Annotated in this window: 21 protein-coding genes and 2 pseudogenes; 2 read left to right on the top strand and 21 right to left on the bottom strand. The window is 65.2% G+C overall.

What is annotated here, in order from left to right; genetic code table 11:
* Nucleotides 1-53: 53 nt before the first annotated feature.
* The 16 genes and pseudogenes from fadD32 to ACIBJI_RS27440 all read right to left on the bottom strand — a co-directional run bounded on the left by fadD32 (nt 54) and on the right by ACIBJI_RS27440 (nt 20,025).
* Nucleotides 54-1,970, bottom strand: a complete 1,917-nt coding sequence (gene fadD32, locus ACIBJI_RS27365) for a long-chain-fatty-acid--AMP ligase FadD32 (RefSeq protein ID WP_397086500.1) — start codon at nt 1,968-1,970, stop codon at nt 54-56.
* A gap of 192 nt (nt 1,971-2,162) precedes the next feature.
* The gene (locus ACIBJI_RS27370) at nt 2,163-3,242 is read right to left on the bottom strand and encodes an LLM class F420-dependent oxidoreductase (protein WP_397086502.1); all 1,080 of its coding nucleotides are present in this window, start codon (nt 3,240-3,242) and stop codon (nt 2,163-2,165) included.
* 314 nt (nt 3,243-3,556) lie between these two features.
* Entirely contained in the window at nt 3,557-4,546 is a 990-nt protein-coding gene (locus tag ACIBJI_RS27375) for a cutinase family protein (RefSeq protein WP_364349476.1), read from the bottom strand.
* On the bottom strand, nt 4,543-5,058 hold the full coding sequence (locus ACIBJI_RS27380; RefSeq protein ID WP_364349473.1) for a DUF732 domain-containing protein: 516 nt from the start codon (nt 5,056-5,058) through the stop codon (nt 4,543-4,545). The genes ACIBJI_RS27375 and ACIBJI_RS27380 overlap by 4 nt, the downstream gene beginning before the upstream one ends.
* A gap of 102 nt (nt 5,059-5,160) precedes the next feature.
* The gene (locus tag ACIBJI_RS27385; RefSeq protein WP_397086505.1) at nt 5,161-7,038 is read right to left on the bottom strand and encodes an alpha/beta hydrolase-fold protein; all 1,878 of its coding nucleotides are present in this window, start codon (nt 7,036-7,038) and stop codon (nt 5,161-5,163) included.
* A gap of 134 nt (nt 7,039-7,172) precedes the next feature.
* Nucleotides 7,173-8,210 (bottom strand): alpha/beta hydrolase family protein, encoded by a 1,038-nt coding sequence (locus tag ACIBJI_RS27390; protein ID WP_364349467.1) that lies wholly within the window; start codon nt 8,208-8,210, stop codon nt 7,173-7,175.
* A 313-nt stretch (nt 8,211-8,523) separates the two neighbouring features.
* A pseudogene (locus ACIBJI_RS27395) lies at nt 8,524-8,826 on the bottom strand (alpha/beta hydrolase-fold protein); the annotation flags it as partial.
* Nucleotides 8,827-9,305: 479 nt separating this feature from the next.
* Nucleotides 9,306-10,277 (bottom strand): alpha/beta hydrolase, encoded by a 972-nt coding sequence (locus ACIBJI_RS27400; protein WP_396958355.1) that lies wholly within the window; start codon nt 10,275-10,277, stop codon nt 9,306-9,308.
* A 397-nt stretch (nt 10,278-10,674) separates the two neighbouring features.
* Entirely contained in the window at nt 10,675-11,766 is a 1,092-nt protein-coding gene (locus ACIBJI_RS27405) for an alpha/beta hydrolase (protein WP_397086507.1), read from the bottom strand.
* Between the two features lie 237 nt (nt 11,767-12,003).
* On the bottom strand, nt 12,004-13,929 hold the full coding sequence (zomB, locus tag ACIBJI_RS27410) for a flagellar motor control protein ZomB (RefSeq protein WP_397086651.1): 1,926 nt from the start codon (nt 13,927-13,929) through the stop codon (nt 12,004-12,006).
* Between the two features lie 7 nt (nt 13,930-13,936).
* Nucleotides 13,937-14,869, bottom strand: a complete 933-nt coding sequence (locus ACIBJI_RS27415) for a decaprenyl-phosphate phosphoribosyltransferase (protein WP_364349455.1) — start codon at nt 14,867-14,869, stop codon at nt 13,937-13,939.
* Nucleotide 14,870: 1 nt separating this feature from the next.
* Nucleotides 14,871-15,416: a phosphatase PAP2 family protein gene (locus ACIBJI_RS27420; protein ID WP_040685888.1), complete on the bottom strand. Its 546-nt coding sequence runs from the start codon at nt 15,414-15,416 to the stop codon at nt 14,871-14,873.
* An 80-nt stretch (nt 15,417-15,496) separates the two neighbouring features.
* On the bottom strand, nt 15,497-17,503 hold the full coding sequence (locus tag ACIBJI_RS27425; RefSeq protein ID WP_397086509.1) for a glycosyltransferase: 2,007 nt from the start codon (nt 17,501-17,503) through the stop codon (nt 15,497-15,499).
* 77 nt (nt 17,504-17,580) lie between these two features.
* Nucleotides 17,581-18,810 (bottom strand): UDP-galactopyranose mutase, encoded by a 1,230-nt coding sequence (glf, locus tag ACIBJI_RS27430; RefSeq protein ID WP_364349451.1) that lies wholly within the window; start codon nt 18,808-18,810, stop codon nt 17,581-17,583.
* Nucleotides 18,811-18,904: 94 nt separating this feature from the next.
* The gene (locus ACIBJI_RS27435; protein ID WP_397086511.1) at nt 18,905-19,360 is read right to left on the bottom strand and encodes an enoyl-CoA hydratase/isomerase family protein; all 456 of its coding nucleotides are present in this window, start codon (nt 19,358-19,360) and stop codon (nt 18,905-18,907) included.
* Nucleotides 19,303-20,025 (bottom strand): SDR family oxidoreductase, encoded by a 723-nt coding sequence (locus ACIBJI_RS27440; RefSeq protein WP_364349446.1) that lies wholly within the window; start codon nt 20,023-20,025, stop codon nt 19,303-19,305. The genes ACIBJI_RS27435 and ACIBJI_RS27440 overlap by 58 nt, the downstream gene beginning before the upstream one ends.
* A 104-nt stretch (nt 20,026-20,129) precedes the next feature.
* Here ACIBJI_RS27440 and ACIBJI_RS27445 point away from each other — a divergent pair, with 104 nt between their 5' ends.
* Nucleotides 20,130-20,756, top strand: coding sequence for a helix-turn-helix domain-containing protein (locus ACIBJI_RS27445; RefSeq protein ID WP_364349443.1), 627 nt, complete (start codon nt 20,130-20,132; stop codon nt 20,754-20,756).
* 223 nt (nt 20,757-20,979) lie between these two features.
* Here the strand turns inward: ACIBJI_RS27445 and ACIBJI_RS27450 are convergent, their stop codons facing one another.
* From ACIBJI_RS27450 to ACIBJI_RS27465, 4 genes are all read right to left on the bottom strand, one after another.
* Entirely contained in the window at nt 20,980-21,528 is a 549-nt protein-coding gene (locus ACIBJI_RS27450; protein WP_397086513.1) for a hypothetical protein, read from the bottom strand.
* Nucleotides 21,529-21,599: 71 nt separating this feature from the next.
* Complete coding sequence (locus ACIBJI_RS27455; RefSeq protein WP_397086515.1) at nt 21,600-22,148, bottom strand: hypothetical protein; 549 nt, start codon at nt 22,146-22,148, stop codon at nt 21,600-21,602.
* 220 nt (nt 22,149-22,368) lie between these two features.
* Entirely contained in the window at nt 22,369-23,130 is a 762-nt protein-coding gene (locus ACIBJI_RS27460) for a MerR family transcriptional regulator (RefSeq protein ID WP_364349434.1), read from the bottom strand.
* A gap of 69 nt (nt 23,131-23,199) precedes the next feature.
* Nucleotides 23,200-24,126, bottom strand: coding sequence for an EamA family transporter (locus ACIBJI_RS27465; RefSeq protein ID WP_364349431.1), 927 nt, complete (start codon nt 24,124-24,126; stop codon nt 23,200-23,202).
* Nucleotides 24,127-24,232: 106 nt separating this feature from the next.
* Here ACIBJI_RS27465 and ACIBJI_RS27470 point away from each other — a divergent pair, with 106 nt between their 5' ends.
* A complete protein-coding gene (locus ACIBJI_RS27470; RefSeq protein WP_364349428.1) occupies nt 24,233-24,733 on the top strand; it encodes a MarR family transcriptional regulator in 501 nt (166 codons plus the stop codon).
* 251 nt (nt 24,734-24,984) lie between these two features.
* On the opposite strand, the pseudogene ACIBJI_RS27475 reads toward ACIBJI_RS27470, so the two are convergent.
* A pseudogene (locus ACIBJI_RS27475) lies at nt 24,985-25,556 on the bottom strand (hypothetical protein); the annotation flags it as partial.

Consider the following 25,556-nt stretch of genomic DNA (forward strand, 5'->3'; position numbering starts at 1 on the left):
GCGTGGAAAGCCACGCCGAGCGTCGATATTCGGATCGAGCCACCCTCGGGCAATTACTCTTCCGGTGCATCGGGGAAGGCCTGCTGGGTGTAACCACCCCGCAGCGTTCCCTCCAGATAAGCAGTCTTGCAGGCGCGTCGAGCGATCTTTCCGCTGGAGGTCCGTGGAATCGAACCAGCGGGGACCAAGAGCACGTCGCGCACGGTCACGCCGTGGCGCTGGGAAATGGCCGCGCGGACCGCGTCGCCGATCGGCAGCGGGTCGGCCTTACCGGCGCCCGGTCCGCGCTCGGCCACAATGACCAGCTGCTCGGAGGCGTCGTCGGCATCGAAGCTCAGGCCGGAATGGCTGCCCTGTTCGAATACCTCGGCGGGCAGTTGGTTCGCGGGCACCGAGAACGCGGCGACGAAACCGGGGCGCAGCGCCTTCGAGGCCTCCTGCGCGGAGAACTCGAGGTCCTGCGGGTAGTGATTGCGGCCGTCGACGATCACGAGGTCCTTCACCCGACCCGTGATGTACAGCTCGCCCTCGTAGTACACGCCGTAGTCGCCGGTGCGCATCCAGTTGGCGTCGAGCGCGGTGCCCTCGGTGCGGCTGCCCTCGGACAGGCGGTGGGCGACCTTGTTGTGGAAGGTCGCTGCGGTCTCGTCCGGACGACCCCAGTAGCCGATGCCCATATTGTTGCCGTGCAGCCAGATCTCACCGACCTGACCGTCGGCCAGCTCGTGCCCGCCACCGTCGGAATCGACGGTCTCCGGATCGACGATGGCGGCCCATTGCGACAGCGCGACATAACCGCAGGAGACCTGAGCGATGGCGTTCTCGGCGCCCTGCTCGACCCTGATCATGCGGCCTGCGTTGAGCTCGTTGCGGTCGACGTAGACGACCTTGGCCTCGTCCTCGGCCTTGGTCGCGGAGACGAACAGCGTCGCCTCGGCCATGCCGTAGCAGGGCTTGATCGCGGTCTTGGGCAGGCCGTACGGGGCGAACGCATCGTTGAACTTCTTCATCGACGAGGTGGTCACCGGCTCACTGCCGTTGATCAGGCCGATGACATTCGACAGGTCCAGCGATTCGCCGTTCTTCGGCAGACCACGCGCGGCGGCGTGCTCGAAGGCGAAGTTCGGTGCGGCGGCGAAGGTTCCGGCGCCGTCGTTGTGTGCGGCCAGTTCCTTGATCCAGCGGTACGGGCGGCGCACGAACGCGCTCGGCGACATGATGGTGATGTACTTGCCGCCGACCGCGGGCAGGATCACCGTCAGCAGGCCCATATCGTGGAACAGCGGCAGCCAGGTGACACCGCGCGAGTTCCAGTCCAGGTTGATCGCGTCGACCATCTGCAGCAGATTGGTGCCGACCGCCCGGTGGGTGATCTCGACACCGGCCGGGACGCGCGTGGAGCCCGAGGTGTACTGCAGGTAGGCGATGTCATCGACGGCGACATCGGGTCGCACCCAGCTCTCGCCAACGGCGTCCGGGATCGCGTCGACCGCGATGATGCGCGGACGCTGGGCGGCGGGCAGCGAGCGGAAGAACTGGCGCACACCGGCCGCGGAGGAGCTCGCGGTCAGAATGGCCGAGGGTTCGCAGTCGCCGAGCACCGCGTGCAGGCGGTCGGTGTGGCCCGGCTCGTCCGGGTCGAACAGCGGCACCGAGATGGTGCCCGCGTAGATCGCGGCGAAGAAGGAGATCACGTAATCCAGGCCCTGCGGGGCGAGGATCGCGACCCGGTCACCCGGGTTGGTCACCTGTTGCAGTCGAGCGGCCACCGCGCGCAGCCGAATACCGAACTCACGCCACGTCAGCTCCTGCGCCTCACCGTCACGCTCGCGCGAATAGTCGATGTAGCGGTACGCGAGGGTGTTCGCGTCGTTGCGGGTGTGCTTCTCGACGTGGTCCACCAGGGTGTGATCATCGGGAATACGGATGTTCCCGGTCTCATCCAGGTAATCGTCGAAAGTCTCTTCCATTCCTTCATCTCCTCCGAGGCACACGCAGCAAGACGGCGACAACGCCGCTGTTACCTGTGAGGCCCCGACTCGCTATCGCCCGCGGGTGCTCTACATGCAAGAGCCAGCCTGCAGATTTTATTGCGGTCTGCGCGGTAGACCGCTATCGGCTAGATGTTCTCAAACCAGAGTCATGTTACAGAGAAGACCGGGTCACTCCCCCCGCAGCAGCGGAATAATCGGCGCGAACGCGTCCATCTGGGTTGGGAACACACCGACATAGGACATCGATGTGAGTTGCCGCACCTGACGGATCTGTTCGGCGATCTCCTCGAACGTGCCGATCGCCACATATGGCGAGGCGAGGATTTCCTCGACCGACAGTTTTACGTCGACCTCGAGGTCCGGGTGCAGTCCACGATCGATGGCCGACAACGCCATCTCGGCGGTCTTCTCCCGATCGTCGGTGATGACGATCGCGGTAATGGCCCAGTTCAGCTCGATATCGGCGAAACGCTCACCCGCGGCTTCCTTGATCAGGTTCACCTTCTCGATGGTCTTTTCCAAGGTGATCCCGGACAGCAGTCCCTTGCCGTTCTTGGTGGTGACCGGAACGACCGAGATGATATCGGCGTGCTTGGCGGCCAGTCGCAGCATCTTCGGGCCGCCGCCGCCGGTGCAGATCGGCGGGCGCGGGCCCTGCCGCGGCCGTGGCGTGCCCTTGACACCGTGCACCTGGTAGTACTTGCCCTCGAAGGTGCATTCCTGGCCACGCAGCAGCACATCGAGGATGCTCAGGGTCTCGTCCAACTTCGCAAGGCGCACACCCGGCGATTCGTATGGCAGACCAGCGGCGACGAATTCGTCCTGCTTCCAGCCCGCGCCGATGCCGACCTCGAGGCGGCCCTTGGACAGCACGTCGATGGTGGCCAGGTCCTTGGCCAGCACCACCGGATGCCGGAAACCATTGGCCAGCACCGAGGTTCCCAGCCGGATCCGCTCGGTGGCCTGGGTCAGCGCACCGAGTGCGGCGATCGGGCCGATCTGGTCACCCAGGTGATCGGGCACGACGAAGGTGTCGAAGCCGTATTCCTCGGCCGTCTGCGCGGTCTGGACGAACTTCCTGGCCCCGCCCTCTTGCTTATTTCCCTCGCCCGCGGCCGCGAAGCGGAAGGGCCGCAGCGGAGTACCCAGCGCGGTCAACTCGGCATCCGCGTCAGGGCTCGCCGTGGTGGCCGGTGCAGTGCCGTTTCGAGCGACCCGCAAGCGATCGCTAGCGGCGGCTTCTGTCATGAACTCATGCTCCTGGCTGTAAGGAAATGTGGGCGCGACGCCCGGCCGCATCGTGCCCACACTTCTGGGGGCTCGAGGGCCGGCATCGCGATCATCAGGCGCACTTTACAGCGTTGTGGTGTGTAGTTGCCCGGGCTTGCGTCACTAGCACCGCGATCAGGCGGGTTTCATGTGACCGGTCACCAAGGAAACAACTGATTTCGTGCGCCCATGGGTAACTCGCCGGGTACGCCCAGCGGCTCACCCGCACTCGACCGTCGGTCCGCGACGGCACTGTCGAGGCTCCCATGACCGGTAAAGGCCCGGGGAGGCGGTCAAGCATGCGCCGGGTGGGGCGCTGCTTCGATCAAACCTTCGGCCCAGTTCACTGTCCACTGTGTCGCGGTGGTGCCATCGCCGTCCACCACGTAACCGTTGTAGAGGCTGTGCACCGGGTTGCCCACCGCGCGGACGAGGGTCAGCACGCTGCCCACGATGTTCAGGGGACTCAACGCGTCGTGCGGCGAATCGCAGATCAGATCACCCGGCGCGCAGATGGTGTAGGTGCGATCGGCGAGCGAGCCGAAACCACCTTCCCTTGCGCCGGTCATCGTGATCCCGGGCACCTTCAACCCGTTGAGCGCGATCTCGGCGCCGACTCCGGCGGGCGCGGTGCCGATCTGGATGGCCTGCCCCGGCCCAGTGTCACCGGTGCGGCGACCGTCGGCGATCAGCATGACGCCCAGCACCTTGTCCGCGGGTACCGGCCCCTTGCCCACGCCGATCTGGTTGGCGATATCGCCCGCGATCACCGCGCCCTGGGAGAACCCGGCGAGCACATACGTGGTCAGCGGACAGTCGCGGTACCGATTCGACATCGCGTCGAGCGCACGCTGCCAGCCCTCGGAGCGGCTGTTGTTGTAGGACTGCTGACCGTCCGGCGGAATGGCGATCGGATTGGAGAACTGCGCGACGTACGGAACGGTGTATACATCGAGCCGCCCCTCCGAGAACTGTTGCGACACCGGCCCGGAGACGTTGAGCATCAACGAGATCGGATTGGCCGTCGGATTGTGCGGATCGTCGTTGCTATTCGATTCCCAGGTACCGGGTATCGAAATCATCTGCACATCGGGGCACCAGGCCGGCTGGGAGGTCGGCGGCGGCGGCGGCTTCGGGCCGGGCTTCGGCTTGCGCAGTGGACCGGCGAGCACGAACCACAGCAGCAGCGCGATGACGAGGACGAGCACCACCAGACCGATGAAGAGCAGACATCCCGCCGGTTTTCGGGGCCGGCGGGAGGCCGAACCGAGACGCGCACTCACTGGCAGTACGTCGCCTTAGCCGTATCGATGTAGATCCTTCCGGCCTTCTCCACTGGCATCTTCGCCGGATCGAAGGACGGATCCGATCCGGCCATGGCCGAGACGAAGGTCATCAGATCCTGATCGGAGGCATTCGCCGCGATGCCCTGGCAGACGTAGGAGCCGATGCTCAGCGCGATATCCGGGGTGGACGGGGTGATGCCCGCGGCCTTGAGCGCGTCGAGGAACTTCTTGTCCTTGTCGGTGAGCTTCGAGGTGTCCTCGGGGGCGGCATTGGTCGGGACGGGCTGCGGACGCTCCGGCGTCGCCGTATCGGTGGGCGTCTCGGGGGCCTGCGACGGCTGACCGGTCGCAGCGGCGCTGGTCGAGGCGGGGGTGGGCGCCGCCGTCGTGGTGTGCGACAGAGTCGGCGTACTCGTGGCCGTCGAATCGTTATTGCCACAAGCGGCGAGCAAGCCGGTAGCGGCGATCCCCACGACTACGCCGATAACCTTTCCGCGGGTCCGATGCATGAATTCGTGTCCTCGATCTGTTCACTAAGGGGTCGGGTCGCCACCCAGGCTAGAGGAAAGCCAACCATAGGTGCAGTCGGTCAGCAAACAGACCGGTTGGGATCAAATACCGTGAACTTCGGGCTTGCCATCGTGCACGGTTATGAATCCGGTCTGGAAATTCTGCTGGGTGCCGCCGGGAATGGCGAACTGGTCACTGGTCGGATACCCGAGCCTGCCGTTCTCATAGCCGACCACCGACCACATATCCATGATCGGACCCGAACGCACCGCCCACGCACCCGAGAGCGGGCTCCAGTAGATATTTCCGCCCTCGAACTTGCTGTAGCGTCCGAAATCCTTGCTCGGGGCCTCGGCGGCGGTAGGGAAACCGAGTTGGCTGTTCTCATAACCCAATTCGGCGTACTTGCCCAGGATCATCCCCTGCACATGATGCGCGCCGGTCTTCGCGCTGTAGTAGAGCGGGCCGTTTTCGAAGGGCTGGACTACACCGTCCTTATTGGGGGCCTTGGTCTCCGGCCCGGTGGGATATCCGGCCGGACCGCTCTCGAAGCCCTGCCTGCCCCATTCGTCGAGAATGGCGCCGCGCACCACCTGGGCGCCGGTTCGCGCAGTCCAGTAGAGCAGGCCGTTCTGGAAGGCCTGCATGCGTCCGCGGCCATCCGGCAGCCCGCGCTCGTCATCGGTGGGCAGGCCGAGCGAACCGCTCGGGCCGAGCGCGGCCTGGTAGCCGCCGCCGATCATGCCGCCGACCGCGTGCGCCCCGTCGGCCTGCGAATAGAAGACCCGACCGCCCTTGAAGTCCTGCGCGATGCCGCCCGCCACCGGGTACTCACCGGTCAGGCATTCACCGAGCCAGCCGTTGCCGCTGGCCAGCGCGGCGATCGCGCCCCCGGTCTGGCACGGCGGTTTGTTCGGGTCGACCCCGAGCGCGGCGGCGGCCTGCGGCCAGGACTGCCGCATTTCGAAATCCCAGTACGGCCACGAATGCGTACCGGAGGGACGGTAATTCACCTGGGCGGGGATGGAGAGCTTGGCGAGTTTGGTCACGAAGTTCTGCGAGGTCAGCCGGGATAGGATCTCCAAGCCCATGCCCGCGTAATTGGTGCTTACCCCGGGAATGCCGCTGGCCAGGTCGAACGGCCCGGTCGAGCCGTTACCGCTGGAGATATACAGGCTGACGCCCTTGAGCTTGTCCGCCAACGCATATGGGTCGTGGCTGTCCCATTCCGGACCGCCCGGCGGACCCCACATGGCGGCCGAATCGAAGCCGCCCGCATCGTGCATGGCGAACTGGATCGCCTGCGGCATGCCGAGGGTGGTCGTGGTCAGCACGCCGGAGTACGACGCGGCGTATTTCGCGAAGTTCGGATTGCGGCCGGCCAGGAACATCGCGGCCGTGCCGCCCATCGAAATGCCTTCCATGCCACGCACCTCCGTGGTCCGCCACTGGCTCTCCAGTAGCGGCGGAAGTTCTTTGGTCAGAAAGGTCTCCCATTTGTAGTTGCGACCGTTGTCCGGCTGCAGCCAGTCGGAGTAGAAGCTGGACTGACCGCCGACCGGCAGCACCACCGTGACGTTCTTATCGGCGTAGAAATCCACCGCACCGGCGTCGTGGGTCCAGCCGCTCTCCTCCTCGGTGGCCCGCAGACCGTCGAGCATGAACAGGGCCGGGAACCTGGCCTCCGGGTGGGCGTTCCAATCCCGGGCCAGCAGCAGCTGCACCTGGATGGGGTTGGCCATCGACGGTGAATTGATCCACAGCGCGACCCGTCGATCGGTCAGCCACACCACCCGCTGCATCGTCGCGCCGACGGCCGCAGCGACGGCGGGCTGGGCGTTTGCCGGCGCGGTCGCCGGGGAAATGCTGGATGCGAGTGGGATCACGATGGCGATGGCGAGCAGCGCGACCCGGCCGCGGGCCACACGCCCGTCACGCCGCCCGCGCCGCCCCCGTCTGCCGAATGCGAGTGCTGCCACATGTGTTTCCTACCCCGGTTGCGGCGCGGTAGCCGGTAGACACGCGGATAGGCTTTTCCGCCTTCAAACGCGAAACGGCGCCATCTGCTTCCGTTCGGAAGCAGATGGCGCCGTTCGGCGTCTAGACCCTCAGCTCACCAACCGCCGGTGGCGTCGAGGATGCCGTTGTGGGAGTTCCACAGCTCACCCTCCCAGTACTTCCACGAGTGGGTACCCGCGGCCGGGAAGTCGAACGTGGCCGGAATGCCGAGCGAGCCCAGGCGAGACTGGAACGCGCGGGTGTTCACCAGCGAGAGCGCCTCCAGCGCCATACCGTTGGCGGTGTTGAAGTAGCCGACAGCCGAGTTCGGGTTGTCGTACTGCCCCGGCAGACCGCTGGCCGCCGAGATGTACATCGGCAGACCACGCAGCTGCGGCGCGAAGACGAACGGGTCCATCCGCAGCCACTGCGAGCTCCACGGCGCGGCCATCGAGTCCACGTTGTAGCGGCCGGCATCCAGCATCGCGATGCGGATCGCCTCACGCATACCCGGCGCGGAGATGTTCAGGTAGCCGGAGTAGGACGCGGCGTACTTGAACTGGTCGCGGTGATAGGCGGCCAGTGCCAGCGCGGCCGAACCACCCATCGAGAGACCGACAACCGCGTTGTTCGTGCGCGACACACCGTAGCCCTCGAGGAAGGCGGGGAGTTCCCTGGTGAGGAAGGTCTCCCACTTGTAGGTGGTCTTCTGGCCGTTGGTGTTGCTCGGGCTGTACCAGTCGGCATAGAAGCTCGACTGGCCGCCGACCGGCATGATCAGCGAGATGTTGTCGTTGCCGAACTGCTGGAGGGCGTTCGTCTCGAACGACCACGCATTGCGGTCGTCACGTGCCCGCAAGCCGTCGAGCAGATACAGCGCCGCGTTACCGCCGCGCGCTGCCCACTGCACCTGGACCTTGATCGGCCCCATCTGGGACGGGACCATCAGGTCCTCGAAGCCGCCCGACGGCGTCCGCAGCGCGGGGCCGTGCACCGGCGCGGCCAAGGCAACGGTCGGGCCCGTCACGCCTGCGGCGATCGGTAGCGCCAACGCCGCGGCACCGACAGCCAGAATTCGATTCCGCCAACCACGAGGCGTGCCCCGCCGTCCCGACTTGGTTCTCTTCGGCGCGGCCGCCCTGCCGAAACCCATGAATCCTGCTCTCTTTCTGCTGTTGTGGTGTCGCCCGTAGCCCTTGCGGGCCGGGCAACACCCGTGCTGCCAACGAGACGCGCGTCACATGCGAACCGGTACCCGACATTCCGGCACAAGAGACGGCGCTACAACGATCTGGTCACACTTGCGCTCGCTGGAGGTTATTCGACATGCGAAGCCTTAGCAAGACCGGGGTATTCGAGTGACCGAATTCCGCCCGTTCACAAGCTGTGATCGTGCGGAGACCTTATCGCGTTCGTCCGGAGATGTCGTGTCGGAACGGGAATTTCGGACAAAGATTAGGGGGTCACTAGGGAGTCCCAATCCTTGCCCGGGAGTACCGGCTCGGATCCGGCACCATCCCGAGTGCTCGGTCGGCCCAGTAGCACCAGGCGTGCACGCCGACCGCGGGGTAGCGCAAGACCGCGTTCCTCGGGCCTGGGGATCCAGCCGGACCCGGAAGGCATGGGTCGTGATCGGCTCCAGCAATGCCAGCCGCAGCGCCATGCGCATACCTGGGCACCGAAATATTCAAGTAGCCCGAAAACGAACCGGCATAGCGGAATTGGTCCGGGTGATATACCGCTAGCGTCAGCGTCGCACTGCCGCCCACAACAGATATTCCACTTCGGCAGATCTCGGTTTCGATCTCCCAGCCGCTGAGATCGGCAGCGGCTATTCCGGAGGGCAGTGCCAATGCCACTCCGACCACCGACCGCTGCAGCCAACCACTGGCAACTAGTTCGCGAGGCCGCATCGATTCGACCTTCCGCCCATGCGAGCGCCGTTCGCTGTTGTCGCGCATGAGGATCGACACTCCGCACCGATGCCTCCCGCGCACAGAAGGTCTCAGCGTTATCGCTCTTCTATAGGCAAATCTTCGGACCGCACCCGAACGAAATGCCGCCGCCGTGCCGGACCGTGAGGAAATCCGGAGAATTTGTCGCTGCGGACTCCAACTACGGACCGAAATCGGACATACCGCGCCGAACACTTCCCAGCGATCACCCAGACAACAAGCGAACAAATAGATGAATCCGGACAAAACAAACGGACCGCCTGGCGTCCAGGCGGTCCGATCGGTGCGTAAAACTAACCGATGTTGGCGGAGAGGTCCGGGAGCATGCGGTTGAACTCGTCCTGCCAGTTGTTCCAGGCGTGGACGCCATAGGCCGGGAAATCGTAGACGGCATTACCGCCACCCAGCGTCGCCATGCGCACCTGGAAGGCCCGAGTGTTGGCCAGCGCCAACGATTCCAGGCCCATGCCGTAGAGCGTGTTGAAGCTCGGGCCGTCCTGAGAGGTCGGCAATCCGCTCGCCGCGGCAATCCAGAGCCTGGTGCCGTTACGCACCAGGTTGGGGGCGAAGACGAACGGGTCCATCCGCAGCCACTGTGGGCCCCACGGCGGCGCCATCGAGTCCACGTTGTAGCCGCCCGCGTCCAGCATCGCCGCCCGGATTGCCTCACGCATACCTGGCGCGGAGTTGTTCAGGAAGCCGGAGTACGAACCCGCGAACCTGAATTGGTCCGGATGATAGGCAGCCAGTGTGAGTGCGGCGCTTCCGCCCATGGACAGCCCGAAGACACCGTTGCCGTTCGGGTTGAACCCGAGCCGGTCGCGCAGCGCCCAGCGCAGATCATTGGTCAGGAAGGTCTCCCACTGATACCGATAACTCTTGCCGGGACCACCCGAGAGCGCGTTCATCGCGCCGGAGCCGGAGTTCGAGCCGGAGCCCGCGGGAACCCCGAAGAACTCACTGGGCGCGTTCCAGTCGGCGTAGAAGCTCGACATGCCACCGACTGGCATGACGACGTTGATATTCCAACTCGCCATCTGCTCGGCGACGTTGGTCTCGATCTCCCAGCCGTTCAACGTCTCCGGAGCGCGCAGGCCGTCGAGCGCGTACACAACACGGTTGGTATTGCCGTCCGCGGCCCGTAGCACTCGGGTCTTGATCGGGCCCATGCTGGAGTCGACCCAGAAGTCGAAGGCCGCCGGGTCGAAGCCAGCCGATGCGGTGGCGCCGATGCCCGCCACGGAGATCCCGAGCGGTAACAGCATGGCCGTCGCCACGCCGAACACCAATTTCTTTGCCCAGTAACCCGAGGCAGATCCTGGGTCCCGACGCGGGGGCCTACGTTTCCAGCGCACACTTCGCATTCGACTCGACCTTTCATCCGGACGGCCAGCCAGCAAATAGTTAGCGACTTCGGCCGACCCCTCATCGGGCATACAGACGCACCGTCCTACTCAAAACGGACGATTCGACCTCTATGCATGCTCTTTGTACATCAACCTCCAGCAAATGCTTCTATGTTGCTGGAAAGTGATTCACCCCACAACTACCGAAGGCATCACGCAGCTGATTCGTTGTCAACGGGGGTTTCGGACGGATGCGAGCAAACAAAAAAACCGCCTGGCGTGCGAACACGCCAGGCGGTTTCGAGCAGGTCTCGGATTACCCGATGTTGGCGGAGAGGTCCGGGATCATGCGGTAGACCTCGGACTCCCAGTTGTGCCAGTTGTGGATGCCGACAGAGGGGAAGCTGTAGGTGACATTCTGCGCACCCAGTGTCGCCATCCGGACCTGGAAGGCCCGGGTGTTGACCAGCGCGAGTGCCTCCAGCGGCGTGCCCTGGATGACATCGATCGGCGAGCTGGCATCGGCCGGACCGGGCAGTGCGCTGCCGGCGGCAACCCAGAGCCTGGTGCCGTTCTGGATCAGTCGCGGCGCGAAGACGAACGGGTCCATGCGCAGCCACTGCGGGCCCCACGGCGGCGCCATCGCATCGATGTTGTAGCCACCAGCGCTGATCATCGCGACGCGCAGCGCCTCGCGCATACCCGGTGCGGAGATGTTCAGGTAGCCGGAATACGAACCGGCGTAGACGAACTGGTCCGGGTGGTAGGCCGAGAGCGTCAGCGCGGCGCTGCCGCCCATGGACAGGCCGAAGACGCCGTTGCGGGTGGGGCTGAAGCCGAGGCGATCACGCAGGGCATTGCGCAGATCGCTGGTCAGGAAGGTCTCCCACTTGTAGGTGTTCGACTTGCCGAGAGTCTCGTTCCAACCCGAGGAGCCGGTCATCGCGGACCCGGAGGAAGAACCGTTGGCCGAACCCGACGAACCGGTGCTCAGGCCGAGGAAGTTACCCGGCGCGTTCCAGTCCGCGTAGAAGCTGGACGGGCCGCCGACCGGCATGACCACATTGATATTCCACTTGGTCAGTTCACGGGCGACCTCGGTATCGTTCTCCCAGCCGCTCAGGTCACCGCGGGCCCGCATACCGTCGAGCGCGTAGACCACGCGGCCGGTATTGCCGTCCGCGGCGCGGAAGATCCGCGACTTGATCGGACCCATGCTGGAGTCGACCCAGAAATCGAAGCCGTCCGGGTTGAACGCAGCCGACGCGGAACCCGCCGGACCTGCTACTGACACCCCGAGCGGCAGCAAGATAGCCAGCGACATCAGCACCGACCGCTTGAGCCACGAACTGGCTCTACGGGTTTTCAGACGTCCATTCTGCGTCCTTCGCCCGATCACGCCTCGCATCTGGTTTACGGCCTTTCGTTATGCGGTCGTACTACGACCGCGTCTCTACGTTGACCACTGGATGGGCCATGTCGAATCGGACGCCCCGACGGGCGTTCCCACGTACCATATCGCTTCATCGATGCGGTGACGTTATCAAAAAGAGATAAAGCGATATGCGCCACGTTTATTTGCCCTGGTCAGTGAAAGAACTGAGCCCACGGAGATCCATGGGCCCAGTGTGACAGGAGTTGCGTCTTACCTTTGCGGTTGAGGATACGGGTCAACTAACCCACACCGCTCGATCTCGTACTTCGGCACGCGATCGATCCGGTATTTCGCGAAATGCAGTGCGTGGATCAGGTTGTGCTTGAAGCGGCCCCAGGTGAGCGGATCACGGTAGGAGATATTCAGTGCCACGGTCTCCGGGCAGCTCATGGCGGTACGCGCCTGGGTAACCCACTTCTCGTCCATGTACCAGGGCATCCACGGATGCCGGTCGACCATGCCGAGATCCACCACGACCCAGTCCGGATACAGGCTCTTGTCGTGGCCGATCCGGCCGTCGGTGAGCCGGTCGGTGTGCGCGGCCAGCGGATAGGCCAAGCCCATCTGGTCGATGACGCGCACGTCCAGCGGGACGTTCATACTGGTCATGCCGAGGTTCAGGAAGTAGACGGTATGTCCGGCGCCACCCTCGGGAATCGGCTGCGGCGGCGGCGCGATGTACCAGAACATGAACGACGGCGAGTTCAGCAGGAGACCGCCGTCGGGGGTTTCGGCGATGTTGTTCACCATGGCCCGCACGCGCGGGTAGTCCAGGTAGTCCTCAGCCAGGATCGGATGGTCGTGGCCGGTATTGAGGACGTAGTAGACGCGCTCGTCGACGATGCCGGAGGAACTGATCTTGGTGCCGGACTTGATGGCCGTGGTGTTGGCCGCGAACAGCGCCCAGCCCGCGGTGCCGAGCAGCGCGAGCGCGATCACCGCAAAGGACCAATTCTTGGCTGTCACCGCTCGCAGGCCGCCCTCGGGCAGCCGCAGCGGCACCACGGCGACCGGCAGCAGTAGGCAGAACAGCTGCGGCAGCAGCATCCGGCCGTGCATGAAGTCACCGCCGACGCGCAGGGCGTAGATCGTGAGGACGAATCCGCTGCCGAGCACGAGCGCGACCACCGCGCTCGGCGAGTGCAGCCATTCACGGACCCGGCGCACCGTCCAGCCGCGCTCGGCGGATTCCTTGGCGGAACGCGACGAGCGGCCCGCGACCACACCGAGCACCAGCAGCACCAGCAGCGGCACCCACAGGTAGTACGGACCGACCAGATCCCACAGGTATTTGCAGCCCTGACCCCACTTGGCGCCGCCCGCGTCCTTGGCGACCGCGGTATTCGGATAGGGCAGGCCGTAGTAGCCCATCCGCCAGACCTGGTAGCACATCGGCACCAGTCCGGCGGCGGCAACGATCAAGCCGCGCAAAACGATCGGGTGCAGCCGGGACCGCGGCATCGGGGCCAGGAAGATCATCAGCAGCGACAGCGCGCCGACCAGCGTCATCTCCGGACGGATCAGCGGTGCGAGGCCGGCGAGGAACACCAGCCCGAACAGCGCGGGCAGCTTCACTCGCTCGGTCTGGCTCCAGCGCACCAGTTGCCACCACAGCAGACCCAGCCAGCAGATGACCAGACCGCTCTCCAGACCGGAGGTGGCGTAGTCACGGGCGGGCGGCAGGGCGATGTAGACGAATACGCCCGCCGGCAGCAGCAGCGCCGTTTTCGTACCGCCCCACAGCCGTGCGGCGCCGAGCATGGCGAAGACGATCGCCGACATCGACACCGTCAGCGCGACACCGAGTACGACGTACTCCAGCCTGGCCTTGGTGAGCCAGCTGAAGAACCACACCAGATAGGTCCACGCGGTACTGGTATTGGTCTCGACGCGCTCGCCCTCGTTGAAAACCGGCCCGTTGCCCGCCAACAGGTTCCGCACCGTGCGCAGCACGATGAGGCCGTCGTCGGCGATCCAACGTCGCTGCCAGGCGCCGACCGAAAATAGGACGACAGTGAGTGCGATCCCACCGACGAAGGTGGCTCGGGATAGCCTGGCGAACCACAAGGCCGAACGAGCCGGCCCTTCGGCCGGCTCCTTCGTTACTTGTTCTGTTCGCTCCACTCCCTCTACCAACAGTTCGTCAGGTGAGATAGACAGCGACACCTACCGCTCCGATCCAGGCGATTGCGAGGAACTGGAGGATGCGATCCCCCAGCGCGATCTCTTCGGGTTCACCGGCCTCGCCGCCATCGACGTCGACCGCGTAACGCAGGATTGCGATGGTAAACGGAATCATCGAGATTGCGAACCAATTGGTGTGCTTCAGATTGTCCTGTTGGAACGCCCACAGGCCGTAGAACACCACTACCGCGGTCGCGGCGAGAGTCCAGATGAAGCGGAGATACGTCGGTGTGTAGTACTCCAGCGACTTGCGGATCTTGGCGCCGGTGCTCAGCGCGATCTGCAGTTCGGCGTAGCGCTTACCCGCGGCCATGAACAGCGAGCCGAACGCCATGATCAGCAGGAACCATTGCGACAGCTCGATATTCGCGGCCGCACCACCGGCGACCGCGCGCAGCAGGAAGCCCGAGGACACGATGCAGATATCCAGCACCGCCTGGTGCTTGAGGCCGAAGCAGTAGGCCAGCTGGATGCCGATATAGACGGTCATCACCACGGCCAGATGCCAGGAGGCCAGGAACGATCCGGCGATCGAGCCGAGCAGCAGCACCATCGAGAGCAGGTACGCCAGGTTTACCGGGACGATGCCCGCGGCGATCGGGCGGTATCGCTTGGTCGGGTGCGCCCGGTCGGCCTCGACGTCGAGTGCGTCGTTCACCAGGTAGATGCCCGAGGCCGCCATGCAGAAGACCACGAACGCGAGCCCAACGTGACCGAGCACGGTCAAGTCGGTGGCCGTATCGGGACCGGCGGCCAGTGGCGCGGCGAGCACCAGCACGTTCTTGACCCACTGACGCGGGCGGACCGCCTTGAACAGCCCGCCGGGCAGTGTCTTGGGCGGGCCTTTGACTACTGCTTCGGCTAGGTCCGTGCTGGTCGGCTCTTCACTCATGTCAACCAAGGTCTTTTCTTGTGCGGTCACTATCGAGTCTCTTTTCGGCGGCAAGCACAACAGCGGCGGACGCGGCGCCGAGCGCGGAACCGGCGAGCACGTCGGAGGGATAGTGCACCCCGAGCACAACCCGGGAGAGCAGCATCGGTGGGACGAGCACCGCAGGCAAGGGTAGCCCGGTCAGTCTGCCGAGCAACACCGCCGCTGCCGTCGTCGAGGTCGCGTGCGAGGACGGGAAGCTCAGTTTGCTCGGCGTCGAGACGTTGACCTGCACCGATGGATCATTGGGCCGCGGGCGACGGACGATGCGCTTGATGACGATCGATGCGGCGTGCGCACCGACCGCGCCGACCGCGACCCCGGCCCACTGCCGACGCCGCGGTTTGTCGACGAGCCAGCCCGCCGCCGCGATGCCGATCCAGCCGAGCGCGTGCTCACCGAAATGCGACATGCCACGCGCGGCCTTGATCACCTCGGGCTTGGTGCCGATGGTGGCCTGAACCGCGTTGATGATCTTGACTTCGGGCGGTTGCGGCGCCGACGGCACCGCGGATACCGGGCCGCCGTGTCCGTTCGCACTCGGGCGTACCGCGGTGTTGTCGTCCGCGGCGGTGGCTTCCAGACTCACTACTGCTCATCCTTCGTGTCGATACCGAAGACGTTCTCCCAGGCCGCCGTGCTGGTCAGCGTCGGGTGTGCGGCGCGGTAGCGCTGCTGCATCTCCGGGAAGCGGGCCGCCAACTCCTTGCGCAGCCGCATGGCCTCCTTGAACAGGCCGAGGGCCTGACGCGGATCGCGCTTGCGGTAGACCACGCCACGGCCGTCCGCGGTGGTGACGGTGACGCCGTCGATCTGCGAGAGTAGGAACCAACGGGCGTCCAGCGTAGGCACATTCAGCTGCGGACGCTCATGATGCTCGGCATGTGCCGCGCGGAAGTTGTGCACGACGCCCTTGGCCAGGCGGACCACTTTGGCGATCGGATTCGCCGGTTCACCGACCGCGCCGACGCCGATGTGGCTGGCCAGCGGCAGTTCGGTGGACGACGGCAGGATGACCGCATCCGGGTACTGCTTGCGTATTTCGTGCACCGCGCCGAGCGCGCTCGGCAGCAACTGGAACAGGCGCTCCGGTCCGGCGAGGAAGTCCTTGATCGCCAAGTTCTGGATGGCGACCGTCGAATACTCCAGGCAGAGTAGGTGTTTCAGGGTGGCCTTGACGGTGTTGACGACCATGCCGCGCCCGTTGCCCGGCAGATGCAGCGAGGCGACCACCAGACGGTTGCGCAGGTGGAAGTACGCCTGCCAGTCGATCGCGTCGTCCTTATCGCTCCAGGCCATATGCCAGACGGCCGCACCGGGCAGAGTGACCGTGGAGTATCCGTGATCGCGGGCGCGCAGCCCGTATTCGACGTCGTCCCACTTCAGGAACAGCGGCAGCGGCTGACCGATCTCCTCGGCGACCTGACGCGGGATCACACAGGTCCACCAGCCATTGAAGTCGACGTCGATGCGCCGGTGCAGCAGCTTCGAGTTGTCGCGATCCTTGAGCGGGTACTTCGAGAAATCGTGGTCGTATTCGACATTCGGCGCGGAGGTCCACATGAAGATGCCGCGGTCCACGACCTCACCCATGCTGTGCAGGTGTGAGCGCTCCTGCAGGTTGAGCATCTGCCCGCCGACCAGCATGGGCGATTTGGCGAAGCGGGCGAAGGCCAACGCGCGCAGGATCGAATCGGGTTCGATCTCGATATCGTCGTCCATGTAGACGATGTACTGGGCGTCGGTGGTCTTCAGCGCCTCGTACATGACCCGGCTGTAGCCACCCGAACCGCCCAGGTTGGGCTGATTGCGAATGGCGAGCCGATCGCCGAGCACCGCGGCGGCCTCGGTGAAGCCGGGCTCGTCGACCACCTTGCGGTTGCCCTGATCGGCGACGATGACCGCGGCGATCTTCTCCAGCACCAGCGGATCCGAGCCCAGCGCGCCAAGGGTTTTCACCAGATCGCTCGGCCGGTTGAAGGTCGGCATGCCGACCGCGATTGTGCCCGCACCGGGCGCCTCGACCGGTGCGTACCAACCACCCGAGAGCAGCGTGACCGCCGTATCGGTGGTGATGTCGAACCAGATCCAGCCGCCGTCCTCGAATGGGCCGAGATCGGCTTCGAATTCCACATGCACCGATTCGGTAGCAGTGTTGGATCGGCGGCGCTCCCTGGTCCCTCCGTGGTCACGCTCGGCGGCCTCATCCGGGCCCTGCGCTCCCGCGAGCGCGACCGCGAATTCCTTGCCCTGCACGTGGATTCGCGAGCCATCCGCCTTCGAGCGGTAGACGTCCACGCGACCGTGCCCGGCAAGCTCGAGCCGCAGCACAACCGACTTCAGCATGCTCCAGCGACGCCAGTAGCTCGCGGGCAGCGCGTTGAAGTAGGTGCAGAACGACACCTCCGACTCCGCGCCCACCGACAGCGAGGTACGGGTGGTGGCGTGTGCACGCCGGGCATTGGTCGGCGACTCCTCCAGGTAGAGGGTGCGCACGTCCAGCGGTTCACCCGGTCGGGGCAGGATAATGCGCTGTAGCAGCGACTTCGCGCGGGTTTCGGTGGTCATGTCTTCCAAAATCGATTGGGAGGTCATTCGTTGCTTTCAGCGTCAGTGCGGGACACCCGCACCCGGTCGGCTTCGATGAGCGGGGCTTCGCCAGTGTCGCTCATCTACGCCTCCTGGTCCGAAAGAGGCTCGCCCGACTCCAGGTGCGGCCGGAGGACATTGTCGAACATGCTGAGCGCGCTGCCGATCGCCATATGCATATCCAGGTACTGGTAGGTGCCGAGGCGACCACCGAAAAGCACCTTCGCCGTCGCGGTTTCCTTTTTCGCCAGCTCGCGGTACGCGGTGAGCTTGGCGCGGTCCTCCGGTGTATTGATCGGGTAGTACGGCTCGTCACCGGTCTGCGCGAAGCGGGAGTATTCGCGCATGATCACGGTCTTGTCGTTCGGGTAGCTATCGCGCTCCGGGTGGAAGTGCCGCGGTTCGATAATGCGGGTGTACGGCACATCCGAATCGTTGTAATTCATGACCGAGGTGCCCTGGAAGTCGCCGGTTTCGAGCACTTCGGTCTCGAAATCGATGGTGCGCCAGCCGAGTTCGCCCTCGCTGTAGTCGAAGTAGCGGTCCACCGGTCCGGTGTAGACGACCGGGGCATCCGGGTTCTCGGCGCGGATCTGCTCGCGCACGTCGAACCAGTCGGTGTTGAGCCGGACCTCGATGAGCTCGGAGGCGGCCATATTCTCCAGCCACTTCGTGTAACCCTCTTTGGGCAGACCCTCGTAGGTGTCGTTGAAGTAGCGGTTGTCGAAGGTGTAGCGCACCGGCAGGCGGGTGATATTGCCGGCGGGCAGTTCCTTCGGATCGGTCTGCCACTGCTTGGCGGTGTAATCGCGGACGAACGCCTCGTAGAGCGGACGGCCGATCAGCGAGATCGCCTTCTCCTCGAGGTTCTGCGCGTCCTTGGTCTCGACCTCCGAGGCCTGTTCGGCGATCAGCTTGCGCGCCTGTTCGGGGGTGAAGTAGCGGCCGAAGAACTGGGAGATCAGACCCAGGCCCATCGGGAACTGATAGGCCTGCCCCTTGTGCATCGCGAAGACCCGGTGCTGGTAGCCGGTGAATTCGGTGAACTGGGTCACGTAGTCCCACACCCGCTTGTTCGAGGTGTGGAACAGGTGCGCCCCGTACTTGTGCACCTCGATCCCGGTCTGCGGCTCCGGCTCCGAGTAGGCGTTGCCGCCGAGGTGGTAGCGACGATCGATCACTAATACCCGTTTACCGAGCAGTTTGGCGGCGCGCTCGGCGACGGTCAGCCCGAAGAATCCGGAGCCGACGACGATCAGATCGAACTGTGAGGCGGAGTTTGCGGAGTTACCCGGGGACGATGCGACGGTCACGGGTGCCCAGCGTATCGGAAGTCCGCCCGCGGGCCGGGTGGAGTCACGACCTGCGCGCAGTCACCGACGGATGCCATCGGGATTTCTCCTGGTGTTAGCCGAAACGACCACGTCGCGGCAACTCGGCGGCTATTACATATTCACCCAAACTGATCATCTGTCCAGTTTCGTGGACTCGCGTTGGTTCGGCGACTACACCAACGCTGACCCTTTCGAGCGACCCCATGCGCCGCACCGTCTTCGCCTTCGTGGGTATCAGCGCCTCGCGCGGACCGCGTGCGATATCTCGGGCGAGGCGGCCCACAGTATCCATCAGCTCCGCCGCGGGTACGACCTCCGCGACCAAGCCGATGCGCAGTGCCTCGGCGGCATCGATGCATCGGCCCGACAGGGTGAGATAGCAGGCGGCCGCACCGCCGACCAGCTCGACCCATATCTCGGCCTCGAATCGGGAGTCGTACCGCAGGGCGATCCGGCGGCCGCCACCCTGAACTACTCCGGAAAGCCGATGTCCGACTCGACGGCGTCGCGGTCGGTGTACATGCGCCAATAGTGGTCGCCCAGTTCGTCATTGGTCATCCGGACGATCTCGAGCCCGGCCGGGAACAGTTCCGGCTGCTCGTCGACCAGGCGCTCGGCCTTGCTGTTGCCGATCAGCGCGCCGATATTGAGCAGGCCGACATAGACGCCGGTGCCTTGCAGTTCGACGGCGAGCTGGCGAATGTAGGTGCGCTGCGCGCCGAGCGCGACACCGAAATTGGACAGATATGGGACCGGATACCTGTCCGAATATCCGGATGAGAACAGGAGTGCCCCTTCACCGCGCTCGATCATCGTGGGCGCGAGCGCGCGGGTCATCCAGATCGGTGAATAGACCTTCAATTCCAGCGGGATGCGCAGATCAGCGGCATCGACATCGAGGGTCGTCGGGATGCGATTGACCGCGTCACCCGCCGCGCCATGCATCGCGACGTCGATCTGCCCGAACTTGTCGGTGATGTCATCGACCACGCCGTACAGCTGCTTCTCATCGGTGAGATCGGCCGGGAAGGCCGCGGCCTCGATGCCCTCGGCGGCCAGTTCCGCCACGTGCGCGCGGGCCTTCTCCGGATTCCGTCCGATGACCGCCACACGGAACCCTTCCCGGCCGAACCGCCGTCCGGTCCCCATGCCGAGCCCTGGGCCGAAGCCGAATATCGCGATCGTCTTGGTCATACTTCCTCGCTAAGTTGAGTAGTGGTTCAAGTTAGCGTCGACGGTAGCATTAAGTTGAACCTATGCTCAAGATAAATCCGGTATCGGATTTGTAGGATCGGCGAATGCCCGTGGACAAGCCGTTACGCAGCGACGCCCAACGCAATCGGGACGCGCTCGTCAACGCCGCCCGCGAGGTCTTCGAGGAACGCGGCCTGGACGCACCACTCAAGGAGATCGCCGCCCGCGCCGGCGTGGCCATCGGCACGCTCTACAACCGTTTCCCCACCCGCGACGACCTCATCGCCGCCGCCGTCGAGGACCGCATCGAGGCGGGCGGCCGCATCGCCCGGGAGGCGATCGAAATCCAGGACCCCTGGGACGCTTTCGTCTACCTCGTCGAGAAGGTCTGCGAACTCCAAGCCGCCGACCGCCTACTCAGCGACCTCGCCCTACGCGGCGCCCCCAGCCCCGCGATCGCGCGCGCCCAGGAATACGGCCACGGCCTGATGCGTCAAATCATCACCCGTGCACAGGAATCCGGCGCCCTGCGCCCCGACTGGGTGCTGGAAGACATAGCCTTCATCACCTGGTCGCACACCCGCATCATCGAAGCCACCGCCAAAATCGCCCCCCAAGCCTGGCGCCGCCACCTCGCCCTGATCCTGGACGGCCTGCGAGCCACCGCCGCCCACCCCCTCCCAGTACCCCCGATCACCGAAGATCAACTGATGCAGGCGCTCGAGGGTTAGCGCCCGAGGCACTTCGTCCGGAGTACGTCAGTGCGGCCGAAACAACCTGTGGGCCGAGCTCATTAGACGGCTACGGTGATTGCCCAGCAGGAGGCTGCCGCGGCTACGTGTAGTGGCCGGGCTGATATGTGGCCGGCCGTACGGATGGCTCATCAGCTCCCCCGCTTTCGTTGTGCGAGAGCGTTACCGCGCGAACCGCAATTGCTCGACCACGAACTGATCGTCAGTAGTGGGGGTATTGCGGGGGTTGAGCGTAAATCGGGGCGGGTGGATATGGATATTGCGGCGGGTAGGGGGCGCGGGCTGCGGCGATCCAACGTCCGGTGGAGCCCACGGAAGCGCAGATGAGGATGGTCAAGGGGATGACCCCCACGACGGCACCGGCGGGGTTGCCGGTGGCGATGCTCATCGCGGAGCCGATCAGGCTGAGCGAGGACATGATGATCAGGATCACCCGGCCTGCCGTGCTGCGGCGGAATAGCAGAATCGCGCCGAGCAGCCAGAGAACTGCGATGAGTCCGCCGAGCGCGATCAGGCCGTAGATGTAGCCGGGCACCGCCGGGGCGGCCGGAGCGTAGCTGCCGTACTCGTGCGACTTGTTGCTCTCCTCGATCGCGACGAACAGTCCGATGACCACGCCGACAAGTCCGAGCAAACCGACGATCACCGCGATGACCGCGGCGGTGATCGCAGTGCCACCACTCGCTCGCTGCGGATAGCCGTACGCGGGTTGCGGATAGCCATACCCCGGTTGGCCATATGGGTAACCCATCGAGATCTCCCTCCCCACTTCGATCGCTGAACTGTACCGCGCCGTGCGGGTTTCGTTCGATGCGAGCGCGGTCAGTAGGTCAGCGCGGGATGTGACGGGTGGGTGGGGCGGGCGGCGGTCCAGCGGGCGGCGTATTTGTTGGCGCACAGGACGAGGATGAGGAGGGGCTGGGCGAGGTCTATGGCGCAGCGGAGCAGGTTTTCCTGGATCAGCGCGGTCATCTGGCCGACCAGGCCGAGGAACGGGGACACCCAGAGCGGGTGGTCGGCGGTGGACCACCAGAAGATACCGAGGCCGAATTCGTAATCGGTGAGCGAAACGGCAAGTCCGACAATGCCGATCGCGAGTGATAGGCCGGATGCGACGATCAGGGTGTAGCGCCCGGTCTCGTTCTGACGCCACAGCTGGATACCGCCGAAGATCATGACAATGGCCATCAGCGCCGCCCCGAGCGTGGTGAAGATGACGAGCGAATTGTCGAACCGGCTTCGATTGTCGATGAAGTCGACGACGAGCAATGTGCCGCCGAGCACGCTCCCCAACCCATACAGCACCGCGAGTGCCGCACCGATCTGCGCGACCACCCCGCTCGGCGGCCGATCCCCACTCCGGTAAAGCATCGTCGACACTCCTCCCCACTAGTTTGTGGACGATCCGATCCTACGGCCGTCGCGCCGGACGCGGTGTTGTCGATTCGGCCGCGATCCCCCGATCGGTCGACAGCGAGGTGAGAGCCAGAAGCGCCCGCGCGAAGGCGGGCAAGATCACCGAGTGCCCGCACGAACAATCGCGTGCGGGCACTCTGCTATCAGGTGCGTGGGCTACGAGAACCCCGTCGAACTATCGCAGGTTGGCCTCGGCATACGCCTTCATCGCGTCACGCACGAATTCGGTTGTGCCGTCACCGTGTACGTCGTAGTTGGCCGCGAACCGCGGGTCGGCGACGTACATTTCGCCGAGTCCGGTGAAGTACTCGTAGGACGGGCGGCGCTGGGAACCGATCCCGATCCAGTCGTAGTGCCGCGCGACGATGACCTGGACCTCGTCGCTGTCGGGGGCGAGTCCGGTGGCGTGTGCTCGGCCGTAGTCGGCGGCGATATCCAGGTGGGTCTGGAAGTACGCCTGCTTATCCGCCTCGCTGAGCGAACGCCACCAGCGGTCGCCGCTTTCGTAGGCGTCCTTGCCCCAGCGTTCGATCACCTCATCCTTGTACCGAGTGTGGTCGAAACCGTCGAAAACCTCTGCTGCCATGAGTTGTTCACCTCGTTCCGTCTTGTGCAGCGTGGTGGTCACCGACTCGATCTGGCGCCGGATCCGATCCTGTTCCTGCCGAAGCAGTTCCAGGTGCGCGCGCAGTGCGGCGGCGGTGTCCTGTTCGCCCGCTAGAACTTCGGCGATGACCGGAAGGCCGAGGCCGAGTTCGCGCAGCAGCAGGATGCGTTGCAGCCGAACCAGGGAGTCCTGGTCGTAGTAGCGGTAGCCGTTGGTGCCGATCCGACTCGGCGGCAGCAGCCCGAGCTGCCCGTAGTGGCGCAGCGTTCGGCTGGTGGTACCAGCCGCCTTGGCCAGATCCTGGATGGACCATTCAGTGTCCGTTCGCATGACCTGTTCTCCCTTCTTTCTCGTCGGTACAACTAGCTTGCAAGTTGACGTAGCGTCAAGGTCAACCCATTAACGTGCCCCGACCGGCACCCGAGGCATGACCACGGCGCGCGCGATCCGCGGCTTGGCGGCCATCTGGCCGAGCAACGTGCCACCGAGCGCGATACCGAGACCGAGGACCTGCAGCGGGCTCAGCGCCTGGCCGAGCGCGATCCACCCGATCACAGCCGCTGATACCGGGCTGAGCAGTCCGAGGAAGGCGACCGAGGTCGCGGGCACCTTGGCGATGCCGCGGAACCAGAGGAAGTACGCCAGCGCGGTGCCGATGACACCGAGGTACAGGTAGCCACCGACGGCCCGGCCGTCGAGTGCGGGCGGCGCGCCCTCGACCAGGAAGGCGAACGGTGCGATGAACAGGCCACCCGCGGTGAGCTGCCAGCCGGTGATCGCGAGCGGTCCGACGCCCTCGGGTCGACCCCAGCGCTGGGTTAGCACGGTGCCCATCGCCATGGACGCCGCGCCGGCGAGTCCGGCGATGACACCGACCGTATCGAGCTGCGCATTGGCGCGCAGCACCACAAGCGCGACACCGAAGACACCGATCAGACCCGCGATCACCTTGCGCCCGCTGGGCTTTTCGGCGAGTACAACGGTGGCGAAGGCCAGTGCGAACATCGGGGCAACCGCGCCGAGCACTCCGGCGACACCACCGGGCAGTCGGTAGGCGGCCAGGAACAACAGCGGGAAGAACGCGCCGATATTGAGGACGCCGAGTGCGGCGGCGCGCCCGACCCAGACCCCGCGCGGCAGTACGCGGGTGATGGCGAGCAGCGCGAGTCCGGCGGGCAGTGCGCGCATCAGCGCGGTGAACAGCGGGCGGTCCGGCGGCAGGAATTCAGTGGTCACGGCGTAGGTGGAGCCCCATGTGATCGGGGCGAGTGCGGCGAGCGCCAGGGTGCCGGCATACGAGTCACGCGCGGCGGTGGTTGTTGTCATGTTGGTCGCTCCTGATTGGTAATCTCAACGTTGAAATATCTACTCGCTGGCATACCTCGCCGTCAAGTAGATGAATGTTGAGATAATCGCTATCGAGAGGAATGCCGTGGCCGACGCGATCGATCTATTCACCGAGCACTGGAACCGGGAACGACCGGACGTCGACGTGTCACCGATGGCGGTGATCGGCCGCATCCAGCGCCTGTCGCGCCTGCTGGAGCAGGAACTGAAGAAGTTCTTCGCCGGACACGGCCTGGAGTTCTGGGAATTCGACATGCTCGCGACCCTGCGCCGCTCCAGCGGCACGGACGGCCTCACCGCAGGGGCGCTGAACCAAGTCGCCATGCTCACCTCCGGCGCCATCACCAACCGCATCGACCGCCTCGCAGCCAAAGGCCTCGTCGAGCGCGCGCCATGCCCGCAAGACCGCAGAGCAATCCGCGTCCAACTCACCGAGGCGGGCCGCACCCTGATCGACGAACTGCTGCCCTTGCACATGGAGAACGAGCAGCGCCTCCTCGCCGCACTGGAAAAGCGGGACCGCGGCCACCTGGCGGATCTACTGCGAACGCTCGCCGAATCGCTGGGCGACACCGCGTCATCCTGATTCGACGAATGCCCGTTTGCGCTTATAACTCCTGTCGCACAAGTGGATTCGCTGATAGCAACGTCCGGCCATCGGGCATACCTATGGCAACCCATGGACGGGGCGCAGCCTGAGCGCGCGGATAAGCGACTCGTGCTCTTCGTTCAACTCCGACCCGCTCAGGCGAATTAGTCGACGCGACAGCTGCGGCGATCGAGCCGCAGCCACCCAATGACCCGAGGCAGCGGTCCCGCAAAAGGCACGTAATGCGATTAGAGCTCTTCGCTCAGCTCCGATCCCTCGCTTGTCGGTGCAGCCGAGGGGATTACGGGAACGCGTGGGGGTGGTGGGGTCGGCGTTGAGGCGGTGGTCGGGGCGACGGTGGTCCCGGGCGGGACCGAGGCCTCCAGTGCGATGGCGCTGCCCGGTGCTGCTGAATATCCCAGCGACATGCCATTTCCGGGCGCGGCGCTCCCAGGCGGGGAATTGCGGCCGGGCACCGCGCTCACGGACAAGGCGTTACCACCGGCCACCGCACCCTCGGACCAGGCGTTGCGACCGGCCACCGCATCACTCGCACTACCCAACAACGCACTCTCGGACGATACGTGGCCGCCGGGCAGCACGCTCCCGGACGCGACCTTCCCGCCGAGCAGCACGCTCCCGGACGCTACATCGCCCAGCCCGGCACTGTCAGCCGCGCCGTCCGCACCGCCCGACAACGCGCTCTCGGGCGAAACGTCGCCGCCAGACAGCGCGCTCCCGGGCACAACACTCTCAGGCGCGCCATTCGCACCACCCGACAACGCGCCCTCGGACGAAACGTCGCCGCCAGGCAGCACGC

The sequence above is a fragment of the Nocardia sp. NPDC050408 genome, from assembly GCF_044458905.1.
In the GTDB taxonomy this organism is placed as follows: domain Bacteria; phylum Actinomycetota; class Actinomycetes; order Mycobacteriales; family Mycobacteriaceae; genus Nocardia.

Bases quoted from the DNA above. Each gene is read 5' to 3' on its own strand.
- fadD32 (WP_397086500.1), bottom strand. From the start codon at position 1,970: ATGGAAGAGACTTTCGACGATTACCTGGATGAGACCGGGAACATCCGT.
- ACIBJI_RS27370 (WP_397086502.1), bottom strand. From the start codon at position 3,242: ATGACAGAAGCCGCCGCTAGCGATCGCTTGCGGGTCGCTCGAAACGGC.
- ACIBJI_RS27380 (WP_364349473.1), bottom strand. From the start codon at position 5,058: ATGCATCGGACCCGCGGAAAGGTTATCGGCGTAGTCGTGGGGATCGCC.
- ACIBJI_RS27390 (WP_364349467.1), bottom strand. From the start codon at position 8,210: ATGGGTTTCGGCAGGGCGGCCGCGCCGAAGAGAACCAAGTCGGGACGG.
- ACIBJI_RS27400 (WP_396958355.1), bottom strand. From the start codon at position 10,277: ATGCTGTTACCGCTCGGGATCTCCGTGGCGGGCATCGGCGCCACCGCA.
- ACIBJI_RS27405 (WP_397086507.1), bottom strand. From the start codon at position 11,766: ATGCGAGGCGTGATCGGGCGAAGGACGCAGAATGGACGTCTGAAAACC.
- ACIBJI_RS27415 (WP_364349455.1), bottom strand. From the start codon at position 14,869: ATGAGTGAAGAGCCGACCAGCACGGACCTAGCCGAAGCAGTAGTCAAA.
- ACIBJI_RS27425 (WP_397086509.1), bottom strand. From the start codon at position 17,503: ATGACCTCCCAATCGATTTTGGAAGACATGACCACCGAAACCCGCGCG.
- ACIBJI_RS27440 (WP_364349446.1), bottom strand. From the start codon at position 20,025: ATGACCAAGACGATCGCGATATTCGGCTTCGGCCCAGGGCTCGGCATG.
- ACIBJI_RS27445 (WP_364349443.1), top strand. From the start codon at position 20,130: ATGCCCGTGGACAAGCCGTTACGCAGCGACGCCCAACGCAATCGGGAC.
- ACIBJI_RS27450 (WP_397086513.1), bottom strand. From the start codon at position 21,528: ATGGGTTACCCATATGGCCAACCGGGGTATGGCTATCCGCAACCCGCG.
- ACIBJI_RS27455 (WP_397086515.1), bottom strand. From the start codon at position 22,148: ATGCTTTACCGGAGTGGGGATCGGCCGCCGAGCGGGGTGGTCGCGCAG.
- ACIBJI_RS27460 (WP_364349434.1), bottom strand. From the start codon at position 23,130: ATGCGAACGGACACTGAATGGTCCATCCAGGATCTGGCCAAGGCGGCT.
- ACIBJI_RS27465 (WP_364349431.1), bottom strand. From the start codon at position 24,126: ATGACAACAACCACCGCCGCGCGTGACTCGTATGCCGGCACCCTGGCG.